The sequence below is a fragment of the Patiriisocius sp. 208BN25-11 genome (assembly GCF_058147145.1).
In genome coordinates this window covers 460178-473117 of sequence record NZ_JBYVJY010000001.1, presented here as the reverse complement: position 1 = coordinate 473117, position 12940 = coordinate 460178, and the positions used below count along the sequence as shown (strand labels likewise).

Below are 12940 nucleotides of genomic sequence, written 5' to 3'. Positions count from 1 at the left end.
GATAGAAAAGATGTATTAACAAGCAATGTGTTTTTTGTAATAGCTGTAAAGTGCATCGCTATCTGCGCCAAACCATTTCTTTACATAGATGGCCCAGAAATGATATTGTAGGGTCCAAATGCCTTTTTTGCGGTACAATCTTGCCGAGGTTCCAATCCATTCTTGAATCACAACAAACTCATCACGCTTGTAGAGTTCGTTGATGAGCATATTGTCTTCGTAAATGATATAGGTTTCATCAAAACCACCAATGTCATTAAAAAGTGCTTTGGTGATAAACTGACTCTGATCTCCGCCGCGACAAGCACGCCATTTAAAATGGGTAAGCCAACTTGCAAGGCGTAACCACCAATGATCGCTGTCAAATTTCATTTTAAAACAACCCGCGAGGTTTTCTTTTTCTACTTCGGAAATGATCAGGGTATCAAATGCGTTCGGTGGAAATGAATCTGCATGCAAAAAATATAAGATATCTCCAGTGCTAGCTCTTGCGCCAATATTCATTTGTTTGGCACGCCCTCGTTCTGAATGTAAAAGGCCAACAGGTATTGTTGAGGTCTCAGCAAATGCTTCAACCATAGCAACTGTTTCATCTTCACTTCCTCCATCTACTACATTGATTTCTGAAATATTAGATGCTGTAGCCTGTTGTGTTAGGTGTGCTAAGAGCTCTGTAATTGATGAGGCTTCGTTAAGTACAGGAATGATGATGCTAATCATGAGTGTAAACTTAGAAAATTTGTTGCAAATAGCAGGTAGGTTGCAAAATAGTATTCAGAAAACAATCCATACTGCAAACTGTTTACTGCTAATGCCTACTATTCATTCAACTCCCAATTATAGTCCATATAACGCACTTTAGCATTGCTGTTTATTGGAGTTTCAGAATACTTGTTTAGGAAGTCTATCAAGCTTCCTTCTTGCTTAAAGTCTTTAGAAAACCAATTAAATATTTTTGAAACCGTAACACGATCTGGAGTGATTGTATTTCGGCTAGTATCGTTTACAAATTGTCTAGCTAGTGCATCTAGTTGCGCATCTACATTTTTGGAAGTGAAGGCTTCGTTCAGTAGGGGTGGACAAGAAAAAGAGGCACAGTTAATACCAAAATGGATTCTTGGGTCGTCCATTTTACGTAATATTTTGTGTTCAATTTCATCTAGGTTATACCACTTGTCTCCTAATTTCCATAAGCGTTGTTTCCAAGGGTCTTTAATGTCTTTAATACTAGCTACAGGTTGGTTACGTAAAATAAGATCGATAGTCATGGCATTGTAGGCGTTCATCCAATACGCTAGTTTATCTTCTTTGGTCCAAGCATCTGTGGGCATTTTATTTCCTAATGCAGCAATGTATATGCGAAGTACAGTCCTATCTTGTTTAAATTTCGAGTAATCCACATTACCTGCAGCGCTTACATTACTTTTTAAAAGTTCATCAAAACCCTCATGATTAAATACTTCTTCTTCGTAAGGAACAGTAGTATTTGGGATAGTCACTTCTGGAGTTTCTTTTTCAATTTCTGTTTCTGGTAGCTCCGTAATTGGAGGTGGGATTTGTTTTATTTCTTTTGGATTCTCGATCTCTTTTGGTGTGACTACCGGCATGTCTTTTACAGGAGCAGTAGTTGTTACTTTTGTGCCTTTTCCAACAGTAACATCAGTATTGGTTGGTGCCAATGGTTCTTTTGGAGTTGTTGTCTTTTTAGAGGTACCACAGGCAACAAGTAACACTGCTAATGCAATGCTATATACTATATGTTTCATATTATTGTTTTTTTGAGTTTAAGGGATACAATTCTTGTTCCAAAAAATGTTTTGGGAATGTTTCATCCTTTTCAAATCCTAATTCTATATCACGACCATCATAAGGGATATGGTCTGTGTTAAAAATATAATCCCAACAACTTAAGGTCAAGCCATAGTTGGAACCATACTTAGATTTGGAAGGTAGTTCTTTTGCATGATGCCATATATGCATCTTGGGATTGTTAAAGACGTATTTTAAAATGCCATAATCCCAACCCAAATTTGCATGATTTATATGTCCGACGGTTAGGGCGAAAAAATGTACGATAGCAACATCAGCCACATTAAAACCTCCAATAATGGCTAAGGGAATGTATAATATAGATTTATACACTACGGGTTCCATCCAATGGTATCTTAAGTGTGCCGCAAAGCCCATTTCTTTTACCGAGTGATGTACTTTGTGGAAGTTCCATAAAAAAGGTACTCTATGTAATAATCGATGGGTGTTCCATTGTACAAAATCACTTACTACAAAGAAAATTAAGAGTCCGACCCCATAGGGTAGCGCGTTTAAATCGAGGAGTTGAAAATTCGATAGCTGGACTCCCATGAGTGCCAAGAAATCATTAAAAAGCGCTTCTGTGGTATTACTTAAAAAAATAAGGACAATTAAGTTCAGTAAAAAGAAATTGAAAAACATGTAAAAGGTATCTAGCCAAAAATCTTTTCTAAAAATTTTCTGCTCCTTTCTCCAAGGAAAAGCAATTTCTAATCCCCATACTACTAAAGAAACAATGATGAGTCCATAGAAGTAGTTTTCCCAATGAAAATGTGTTATCTCATTGAGGAGGTAGTTAAAGTATCCTTGATACGAATCTCTAAATATGTCGCTGTATTTTTCCATAAGGAACCTTAAAGGTCAGGAAGACCTGTCAGGTTAGTTTAAACAAGGTTATTAAATTTATATATAATCATCAATCTCAACGGTATTTCTATGGCAAAAAATAAAATTTTCAACAGTATCAAACAATTCAATCGTTTTATATCGTTCTAGTTTTGTCGGTTTTGTTGATATAATTGAATTGTAAGAGGTGTAATCGTACTTTCTGAAATCGTTTGTAAATCCATGATTTTCAGGATTACGATGGATATAAATAATTAGTTTTCGTAAATAGTTTTCATCTTTTACTTTAATGCGACGAAAGGGTCTTTGCAGCAAACTACCTACTCTGTTATGTTTTTTGTTAAACCCTTTTGCATACGCATTAAATAAATTTGAAAATGCCTGAGAGGGTTTTTCTGCCTCTTCTTTAATCTGGATTAGCAGATGAAAGTGATTTGATAACAATGCATATGCATAAACAGTTGCTTTTGGGAGTAAATGTTTTGCTATTAAATACAGAAAATGTTTGTAATCTGCATCATCCTTAAAAACTGGTTCTTTGTTATTTCCACGATTGTAAATGTGATAATAATGGCCTGTTTCTATGGGTTCCATTCATTAAATAAGTTAATTTATATATTACTTGTTAGATAACCTTACAGGTCTTGTTGACCTGTCAGGTTGTTTGTTAACAACACCCGCCCCCATCATAATGATAGGTAGATTCACTAAAATAGATATCATCTCTGTCCAATGCTTTTAAAGCACCTGCCGTTTTATCACAAATAGCTAATGGCTGGTTTTTTAATAAAATATGTCCTAAACCATCGTCAAAGAAATCTTCGTCTCCATAATAAATAGCGGCTTTTCCAGTAAAAATACAAGGCCCATCTTCTGGCATTGGATCTTTGATTGCAGCCACCTCAATCGATTCGATATAAATTAACTCGTCTGTTGGGTAGTTTTTAGGATCTAGAATTCTGTAGGGCTTTCTTGCTCTAATTTCAATAGTTCCAAAACCTACATCTGTAAGAGCTTTTACGTATTCGTCTATAGGTAAACTACCACTTAAACAAAGTGCTCTTAAACGTTCATCATTACGAAGAGTTTCGTTCATAGGTTGCTCACAGGTTGGATCGCTCATGACGAGTTTTCCATTAGGCTTTAATACACGATACATTTCTTCGATAGCACGCTTTAAATCTTCTGCTTTAAAGATATTGAATAGGCAATTTTGAGCAGCCACATCAATGCTGTTATCTGCTACTGGTAAGTTTAAAGCATCTCCTTTTTTAAGGTCTACAAACTCCGATTTAAACCAGTCGTTTTGTTCCTCGGCAATTTTAAAGTTTTTACGAGAGGCTTCTAACATTTCGTCTACCACATCTATCCCAACCACACCATTTTTTTGGCGATTGAAATAAGAAAATTGTAATAACTCCATACCACCTCCAACGCCAACATATAACATTTTTGGGTTGTTTGATAAATCACGCGCATGTACCGTGCTTCCGCAGCCATAGTTCATTTCTTGCATGATTTTAGGAATCTTCAATCCTGGTAATTCCCAAATTGGGTTGGTCGTACAACATAAACCAACATCTGGTGTTAATGCTGCTTCTTTATATACGTCGTGGGTTGTTTCTAAGTAACTCATGTGTTTGTGCTGCTTTCTTTATTTACGGTGTAAACAGGTGACCGGTTTTTAAAATTTCCGAAGCTATAGGTATACTTGTAATTTTTTGTACAAGATAAAATAGTTCTTTTAAAGTGATTTAATTAATTCTGTAAATAGGGTTATCATTTGTGGTTCAGCCTTTCCAGCTTGTGCAATGATATCCGGAATATCGACGGGTTTTAAATTGTCTGGATCACACTCATCTGTTAACACCGATAGCGCAGCTACTGGAAGTTGTAACTGATTGGCAACGATTATTTCTGGTACGGTGCTCATTCCTACTGCATCTGCACCAATAATTTTAAGGTAACGATACTCTGCGCGTGTTTCTAACTGGGGTCCTACCACACTTGCATACACTCCTTTGTGCAAGTTGATGTTGTTTACTGCAGCTATCTCCTCAATTTTTTCATTCATAGAAGCGTCATAGGGTTGACTCATGTCTACAAATCGTTCACCCAGTTCTTCAACACCTTTAAAAGCCAAAGGAGAACCTCCTTGCAAATTGATGTGGTCATCAATAAGCATGATTTCTCCTTTTTTAAAGTTTAAGTTAATGGCACCAGAAGCATTACTTACCAAAAGTTTTGAAATTCCGAGTCCTTTCATCACACGAACTGGGAAGGTAACATCTAGTAAAGAATAGCCTTCATATACATGAAAACGCCCTTGCATTAACACTACTTTTTTGCCAGCCAACTCACCATAAATTAATTTCCCTTTGTGAAATTCAACGGTTGCTGTTGGGAAATTAGGAATGTGATTATAACTCATTTCTGCCTCAATGGTCACATGGTCAATAATCTTTCCCAATCCCGTTCCTAAGATAATCCCTATTTCTGGTGTTCCAAATCCGCGGTTTTTTAGAAACTCTATGGCTTCTTCGATGTATTTAATCATATGTTATTGTACTACTAATTTTTTTGTGGTTTGTGTTCCTTCTTGAACAACAGAAACCAAGTATACACCGCTGGTTAGTGACGATATGTCAACACTTACATTTTCGGTTAGGGTGTTTTGATATACCTGCTTTCCTAGAACGTCAAAAATACGTATTTCTGATGTAGTACGATTCACTCCAGAAATAGAAATTAGAGTAGTTGCAGGATTTGGTGACATGGTAAAAGAGTTTGCTTGAAAAGATGCTGTGTTTAGCACATCACAAGTGACATCTGAAAAGGGAATGATGGTCCCGAAATCCCAAAATTGATCGAACTGCAGACAGTAGAAAAAGATTTTATCGAAATTTTGGATTTGGGTGCCAGAAGGAATGTCAATGGTAAAAGATTTTGCTCCGTTTTGATTGGTTCCATTCATGTCTCCCACCAAACCAAATTCTAGGTTTTCAAGATCTCCTATTTGAGTGTTTACCAATTGGGCATCGGTAAGACCATTGCTGTTTACAAAAAAGGCACGAATGTCTGGTCCTGCTGCTGTCATAAAATTGGCTCCTAAATCAAGGGTTAGGGTAGCGCCACCATCGTTTAGCGTGACACTCACATCTCCTTCGATATTATACATAGGAATATTGGTGTTGTTTCCAAATCCAGTTGCAACTTCAATACATTGCGCAAACGTTAAAGTTGTAAAGAATACAACCATTAAGAGTGTAGTAATTTTTTTCATAGTAATTTTTCTTTACTATGTCGTAGTACACATTCAAAGATTTCAAAAAAAGATAAATTTTTTGCGCCTCGACCAAAGCTTCAAGCAATACATGGGCTAAAGTATTAAAGATCTAAATGCTTGAAGAATTTTTGAAAGGCTGGAATATCTTTGATGTCTTCGTAGTAATCGACATCGTTTTTCTCTTCTAGAATGGCAACAGTGTCTGAAGTTAAATCTTCCAGCGTTTGTTGTAAAACGGTATCTGTCCCCCAATTTTTGTTGGCGAAAAGTGCTGGTTGTATCCTTTTCATACCTAGTAGGTAATAACCGCCATCTTCGGCTGGACCCACTACAAAATCGTTTGTTTTTAGTTGCGTAAATGCGTTTTCTATGTCCTGTGTGGTCATGTCGTACATATCGCTACCAATGATAATGGCTCTCTCATAGCCTAAGCTAAACACTTCGGTAAAGGCGTTTTGCATACGGATGCCTAAATCGTCTCCGTGCTGTTGTTTTTTTCTGAAATGTCCTGCATCCCAAAAATCGTTTGCTCTCACTTTTACAGAGTAGTACACAAATTTCCCTGCAGCAAGCGGTGTCGTGATAGCAACCGTGTGTTCTAGTAAAAAAGTATAAATATCTAAAGCAGCTGGATCTCCCACGGTGGCAGCTAATCGGGTTTTGCATTTCCCTAACTCCGGATTTCGAGTAAAAATAATGAGGGCGTCTTTGGATTTGGCAGACAATAGATTGACGATTTTAGAGTGTTGATTAACGATTTTAGAACTTAGATGGTTAATAGACTTTTTTGCCTTTTAACAACCATTTGCCCCATTCTTTGGAGTACACATGTACGCTATCTGTTTCTTTGTTTAGGGTATTTACAACGGGATAGTCTTTATTTTTCCAGTCAAATATACCGCCGTACAAGTTTTGGATATTGGTGTAGCCAGCCTTTTGCAGTTTTTTACCAATTTCTTCGCTTCTCACTCCAAGAGAACAATACACAATAATGGGTGTGTCTTTGTTTTTTATTGTTTCTGAAATAGTAGAAATCTCAAATGTTTCATGACCTGCATAAATGGCGCCTTCTATATGGCTTACCGAATATTCAGATGCTTCACGGGTATCTAAGAGTACCATGGAAGGATCATGTTGACTGGTGGCTAACATTTCCGAAGTGATATAAGGAACACTATCGTCATTATATTTTTTTATAATATCGTCTATTGTTTTTTGTGCAACTAGGTTTGTTGCAAACAGAAAAATAAAGAGATACGCTAGTGTTTTCATGGTCTTACTCGGTAACGGTTCCTTGGCAGCTACTTCCTGCGCCTGCAGTACATCCGTAGCAATGTTGCGAAATAATGATGTCGCGGTTGTTTAAAATTTCTTCGTTATAATCGTTAATGTGCTTTATTTTACTAGCAACTTTTAGGCCAAGCATTTGATTAAAGTCGCAATCGTACAACCATCCATCCCATGAAATGGAAATGGTGTTGGTACACATCACGTTTGCAACAGCAGCAGGGTTGTAAGCTTCTACGAGTTGATACATGTAATCTTCATAATTATCACTAGCAATGAGGTAATCTAAAAAACGAGAAATAGGCAAGTTGGTAATTGCAAATAGGTTGTGAAATTGAATATTGAAATCTTCTAACAAGGCACTCTTAAACTCTTTTTCCATACTCATTTGGTCGCCAGGTAAGTAGGCGCCATTTGGATTGTACACCAAGTCTAATCTAAGGTCGCTATCTGGCATTCCATAGCCAACAGCATTTAATTCTTGTAGGGCAGTGATCGACATGTCGAACACCCCTTCGCCACGTTGTTTGTCTGTTTTACCGCGCGTCCAATGCGGCATAGAACTTACTACATGCACATTATGTTTTTTAAAGAATTGCGGCAAATCATGGTATTTTTTATTGGCTCTAATAATGGTTAGGTTACTACGCACTATAAAATCTTTAATACCTGCTTTGCTGGCTTCTTCTACAAAACGTCTAAAGTTTGGATTCATTTCTGGAGCACCTCCCGTAAGATCTAGGGTGTGTGCGCCTGTGTTTCTAATCACCTCAAGACATTGCTCCATGGTTTCCCAGGTCATAATTTCTTTACGGTCTGGTCCAGCGTCAACATGGCAATGTTCGCATACTTGGTTACACATGTAGCCTACATTAATTTGGAGAATCTCGAGCTTTTTGGGGCGTAATGGAAATTGGTTGGTTTCCTTTATTTTTTTTGCAAAGGTGGGTAATTCTCCATTTTGGAAAATACCATTGCTTAAGATTTCCAACTGGCGATTTGCGTTTGCCAATTCGTTCTCTCTTTTTTGCAGTGATTGTTGTTTTAACTTTGCCATACTCATGCCCGCGCAGGCGGGTATCTTACTTTTTTAATCTACGATATGAGAATCGTATTTTTGTTAATAGGGATCCCGAAGCTCCCGAAATTTCGGGATCGGGATGAGCGATACGTAAGGTTTTGCGTTGCAAAACCTTACGTCCTGCTCACATCTCTAATTTATTCACCTTATTCATCATCATGGTTCCATGCACTAAGGTTGCACCACTTTTAATAGCGGCACCTACATGAATGGCTTCCATCATTTGCTCTTTCGTTACGCCACGTTGCAAGGTATCTTTAGTATACGCATCAATGCAATAAGGGCATTGTTCTGTATGGGAAACCGCTAATGCGATTAATGCTTTCTCTCTTGCGGTTAGTGCTCCTTCTTCAAAAACTTTGCCGTAATAATCAAAAAATTTGGTTCCTAACTCTTCACTCCATTCGGTAATGTTGGAAAATTTTCTAAGGTCAGCCGGATCGTAATAATTATTAGCCATAGTATTATTTATTATAAAATACGCACACTGTGCTTATTTGGTTTTTGTGCGTAAAGATACATAAGTAGTCTCTTGTAAGAAATAATGCTTACAAGTTTTGTAGTGTTAATTATGAAGCACTATACTATTCTTAATATAAGAGACTTATAAACTTGATTAAAAGTAATCATTAACTGTTGTGACATAATTCAGTGCTAATGATTTAAATGTATGTTTATTAATGTTTTATGAAAGTGACACCTATATGCTACCCCAGATTTTTTGGTACAATATGTTTTTTAATTTTTATTTGATTTTTATGGTTTTTTGACTTGTCAAGGGTCTTACAAGCAATAAAAAAAAGAAAACAACATCTAACAAAAATCAACATGAAACCACCTATCCAATATACTAAAAGTGGTACTATTAATATCGCCTACCAAGTTTTTGGTGAAGGGCCTGTAGATTTGGTTTATATCCCTGGTTGGGTTTCAAACATAGACTGGATGTGGGCCTGTCCAGAACTGGTGTATTTTTTTGAAAAACTAAGTAAAAAAGCAAGAATTATTCTTTTTGATAAACGAGGTACGGGACTTTCAGATCGTGTTGTTACATTATCTACCTTGGAGGAACGTATGGAGGATATAAAAGCTGTGATGGATGCAACTCAATCAGAAAAAGCCATTTTGTTTGGACATTCTGAAGGGGGTAGTGTTTCTGCTTTATTTAGTGCTACCTATCCAGACAGAGTTATGGCGTTGATGGCTTTTGGAATTTTTGCTAAAAGAACATATTCAAGTGATTATCCTTGGGCTCCAACAGATGAGGAACGTCAAGAAGTGTATGACATGATTGAGCATAACTGGGGAAGTGGAGAAATGAATTTAGCTTCACTTGCACCCTCAAAGGCAGAAGATGAGCAATTTATGAGTTGGTTAGCTAGTTATTTTAGATCTGGCGCAAGTCCTAAGGCTGCTATGCAACTAACTAAGATGAATACGCAAGTTAATATTATTGATATTTTAAAGTATATAAAAGTGCCCACGCTTTTAATGCAACGAACTGGTGATATTGATGTTAAAATAGAAGAAGGTAAATATATCTCGAAACATATAAAAGATTCGAAATTTGTTGAGTTTGGAGGGGATGACCATCTTTTTTGGGCGGGTAACATAGATGAAGTTCTTTTAGAAATGACCTCTTTTATTAATAAGATACCTCCCGAGCCTGAATATAAAAAAGGACTGGTTACAATGCTTTTTGGAAGACTTATATCATCTTCAAAAAACACTTTTAATAAAGCACAAATAAATGCATTTGTTTCTTCTTATGGAGGTTACATGGTACATATTACTAAAAAAGAATTTTTAATAGTTTTTAAAGGACCGGGGAAAGCTACTCTTTGTGGTACTCAGTTAATGAATTATTTAAAAAATAATACCGTTTGTTCTATAATGGGAGTGTATATGCGTGAAGGGAGCCTAAACGTTAAAGAAGCTATACAGAATATTGATACGTATTTAATGGATATTATACAAAAACAGGCTTATGAAAATCAAATTTTGGTAACACAAACGGTAAAACAGTTATTGTCTGGGGCGGCTCTAGATTTTACTAAAACTGCTTCAATATTAGAGTATCATTCAGATGGGTTATGTAAACTTTATTTGGTGCAGAATAAAACTCAGTCTTCAGTACAGAAAAATGTAGAAATAGTTTATGAATCTAATCAAGCTACCTTTTTAGAAAAAGTGTTAACTATTATAGATCAAAATATTGAAAATAGTGACTTAGGGATAGGTATGCTCAGTAAAAAGTTGTGCATGAGTGAGAGGCAATTACAAAGAAAAATCAAAGAAGTTACGGGTTCTTCTCCAGGATTACTTATTACTTGTATGCGATTAAAAAAAGCAAAATCTGCATTATTATCTCATAGATATTCGGTTTCTGAGGTTGCATTTCAATTTGGGTTTTCAAGTCCGTCTTATTTTTCAAAATGTTTCAAAAAAGCTTATGGGGTCCCTCCAACTGCTATAACTTTTGATACCAGTGTTTTTGGATATCCTGACATTGACAAAGCAGTTGTATTGTAATCTTATATGTATATAAATGTCGTTTTTGTATATGTATTTTTCGTAATAGTAATACCTTGAATTTAAAACTGAGGCTATTTTTACAGATGTAATCCTTAGTATAGATAGTTGTAATACTTTTCAAAATGACAATAAAAAAATCTCTTATAAATGAATTATTTGAAATAGGATCTAGTGTTCTTTTTTTTGTAGTACTCTCTTTATGTTTGATCATTTTTCTTGCATTAGTGATGTCTTTATACATTAGAATAAATGATCACAGGAAAATTGAAAAGTTTAATTACTACAATAACAATAACGTTTGAGGATGTTTTGTTAAGACAACTTATTTCTTAAAAATAAGCATTTTATTTCCTTTTTACTTTAATATGTAGTAGAGGTAACACCTAATAAACTAGCAGGCTTAACTTTGAAATCAATTCTTTTTTATTTACCTGCTCCTGGAAGTTCAAAAAAATAATAAGAGTGAATTTTTATGTTTGGTAAAATCTTATGTAGTGTCGTTATTTTACATGCATTAAACGCAATTGTGATAGTCCTTTTTTGACACTACTACTAATTTTACAAATGAAAATATAAAGCAACTTTTGGAACAGTCACATCGCAAATTTTTTATTGATTTAGCTCATCGATCGTTCAAAATCACCTTTAGTTTAAAATGCGAACTAGCTAATCATCCAGATAAAACCGAATCTATCCTCAGTATCAAAAAAAAAAATAAACTCATGATTTTTAAAAAGTATTTAAACACACTATCAATTATTCCGATGGCAATTTTTTTTGGAAGTAGTTTAATGAGTTGTGAACAAAACGAATTATCTGAACTCGTAGGAGACGAAATGGAACCTGCAGATCCTCTTGAATTGGTAACCTATACCAATACCGCAAAAGCCATTTTAGATACCTCTTGTGTTCAATGTCACAATCCATCAAATACAAATGGTGGTGTGCAATTGCATACTTATGAAAACGCTTTTGCAGTAGCAGATAGCGGCAGAATGCTCACGCGAATGACAAGTTCATCAAATCCAATGCCGCCAACAGGTAACTTACCAGATGCAATCATACAAAGGCTAAGAGATTGGATTGATGATGGTCTCTTAGAAAATTAAAACAACAAAATTAAATTCAAATAAATAGTATTATGAAACTTGTATATACACTTCTTGCACTTGCTTTAGTGACACAAAGCTTTGCACAAAAAATGATTACTAAAACAGGACAAATTAACTTTGAAGCTTCTGTTCCAGCCTTTGAGCCTGTAAAGGCAGAACATGCTACTGTAACGGCATTATTAAATACGGATACAGGCGAAATTGCGGTTCTTGCACTTATGAAAGGATTTCGTTTTAAAAATGCTTTGATGGAAGAGCATTTTAATGAAAACTACATGGAAAGTGATACCTATCCAAAAGCAGTTTTTAAAGGTGTTATAGAAAACTTTTCAAAAGATGATATGGCAACATCAAAATCATACGAAGTAAAAGGATCTTTATCATTACATGGAGAAACTAAAGATATTGTAGTGACGCTAAATACAAAGAATAGTGGTGAAGCCTACGTTTTAACAACAAATTTTTCTGTGGCACCAAATGATTTTAACATTGAAATACCAAGTGTTGTAAGTGATAAAATTTCTGATGAAATACAAATTTCAGCAAACCTACCTCTAATTCAAAAATAGCATACCATGAAAATAAGAAGATGGCCAATGATACTCTCTGCTATCGCAGTCTTAGTGGCAATAGTAGTCTATAATTATGTATACCAAGATCACAGAGATATAGGTTCAGAAACACCGGCATTTACATTGACTTCTAAAGATATTAGTAATGCTTTCAAGCAAAATGAAAATGATGCTACACAACTGTACTTAAACAAAACAGTACTTGTTACGGGTGTTATTAGCGAAGTTAGCAAGGATGCTGTCACTATTGCTCCGGGCATATTTTTTGCGATAGACGAAAATGTTTCATTTTCAAAGCCAGTTAAAAGCGGAGATATTATTAATATAAAAGGACGCTGTATAGGATATGATAGTCTCCTAGAAGAAATAAAATTTGACCAATCTGTTATCATTTACAACTAATAACATACAA

15 protein-coding genes are annotated in these 12940 nt (G+C 35.5%); 4 read left to right on the top strand and 11 right to left on the bottom strand.

What is annotated here, in order from left to right; genetic code table 11:
* Positions 1-15: 15 nt before the first annotated feature.
* From ACY2RS_RS02200 to ACY2RS_RS02150, 11 genes are all read right to left on the bottom strand, one after another.
* Positions 16-720: a TIGR04283 family arsenosugar biosynthesis glycosyltransferase gene (locus ACY2RS_RS02200; RefSeq protein ID WP_490096960.1), complete on the bottom strand. Its 705-nt coding sequence runs from the start codon at positions 718-720 to the stop codon at positions 16-18.
* 98 nt (positions 721-818) lie between these two features.
* Complete coding sequence (locus ACY2RS_RS02195) at positions 819-1766, bottom strand: DUF547 domain-containing protein (RefSeq protein WP_490096959.1); 948 nt, start codon at positions 1764-1766, stop codon at positions 819-821.
* 1 nt (position 1767) lies between these two features.
* Complete coding sequence (locus ACY2RS_RS02190; protein WP_490096958.1) at positions 1768-2655, bottom strand: sterol desaturase family protein; 888 nt, start codon at positions 2653-2655, stop codon at positions 1768-1770.
* A 57-nt stretch (positions 2656-2712) separates the two neighbouring features.
* A complete protein-coding gene (locus tag ACY2RS_RS02185; protein WP_490096957.1) occupies positions 2713-3249 on the bottom strand; it encodes a transposase in 537 nt (178 codons plus the stop codon).
* Between the two features lie 73 nt (positions 3250-3322).
* Complete coding sequence (gene arsM / locus ACY2RS_RS02180) at positions 3323-4291, bottom strand: arsenosugar biosynthesis arsenite methyltransferase ArsM (RefSeq protein ID WP_490096956.1); 969 nt, start codon at positions 4289-4291, stop codon at positions 3323-3325.
* A 108-nt stretch (positions 4292-4399) separates the two neighbouring features.
* Positions 4400-5212: a purine-nucleoside phosphorylase gene (locus ACY2RS_RS02175; protein WP_490096955.1), complete on the bottom strand. Its 813-nt coding sequence runs from the start codon at positions 5210-5212 to the stop codon at positions 4400-4402.
* A 3-nt stretch (positions 5213-5215) separates the two neighbouring features.
* Complete coding sequence (locus tag ACY2RS_RS02170; protein WP_490096954.1) at positions 5216-5938, bottom strand: T9SS type A sorting domain-containing protein; 723 nt, start codon at positions 5936-5938, stop codon at positions 5216-5218.
* Between the two features lie 104 nt (positions 5939-6042).
* Positions 6043-6666 (bottom strand): TIGR04282 family arsenosugar biosynthesis glycosyltransferase, encoded by a 624-nt coding sequence (locus tag ACY2RS_RS02165; protein ID WP_490096953.1) that lies wholly within the window; start codon positions 6664-6666, stop codon positions 6043-6045.
* A gap of 49 nt (positions 6667-6715) precedes the next feature.
* Positions 6716-7213 (bottom strand): rhodanese-like domain-containing protein, encoded by a 498-nt coding sequence (locus tag ACY2RS_RS02160; RefSeq protein ID WP_490096952.1) that lies wholly within the window; start codon positions 7211-7213, stop codon positions 6716-6718.
* A gap of 4 nt (positions 7214-7217) precedes the next feature.
* Positions 7218-8285 (bottom strand): arsenosugar biosynthesis radical SAM (seleno)protein ArsS, encoded by a 1068-nt coding sequence (gene arsS, locus ACY2RS_RS02155; RefSeq protein ID WP_490096951.1) that lies wholly within the window; start codon positions 8283-8285, stop codon positions 7218-7220.
* A 148-nt stretch (positions 8286-8433) separates the two neighbouring features.
* A complete protein-coding gene (locus ACY2RS_RS02150) occupies positions 8434-8769 on the bottom strand; it encodes an arsenosugar biosynthesis-associated peroxidase-like protein (protein WP_490096950.1) in 336 nt (111 codons plus the stop codon).
* Positions 8770-9137: 368 nt separating this feature from the next.
* On the opposite strand from ACY2RS_RS02150, the gene ACY2RS_RS02145 reads away from it, so the two are divergent.
* The 4 genes from ACY2RS_RS02145 (at position 9138) to ACY2RS_RS02130 (ending at position 12930) form a co-directional block, all read left to right on the top strand.
* A complete protein-coding gene (locus ACY2RS_RS02145) occupies positions 9138-10841 on the top strand; it encodes an alpha/beta fold hydrolase (protein ID WP_490096949.1) in 1704 nt (567 codons plus the stop codon).
* Between the two features lie 725 nt (positions 10842-11566).
* Entirely contained in the window at positions 11567-11953 is a 387-nt protein-coding gene (locus ACY2RS_RS02140; RefSeq protein WP_490096948.1) for a c-type cytochrome domain-containing protein, read from the top strand.
* Between the two features lie 32 nt (positions 11954-11985).
* Positions 11986-12525, top strand: a complete 540-nt coding sequence (locus ACY2RS_RS02135; protein WP_490096947.1) for a YceI family protein — start codon at positions 11986-11988, stop codon at positions 12523-12525.
* 6 nt (positions 12526-12531) lie between these two features.
* Entirely contained in the window at positions 12532-12930 is a 399-nt protein-coding gene (locus ACY2RS_RS02130) for an OB-fold protein (protein ID WP_490096946.1), read from the top strand.
* The last annotated feature ends 10 nt before the right edge of the window (positions 12931-12940 follow it).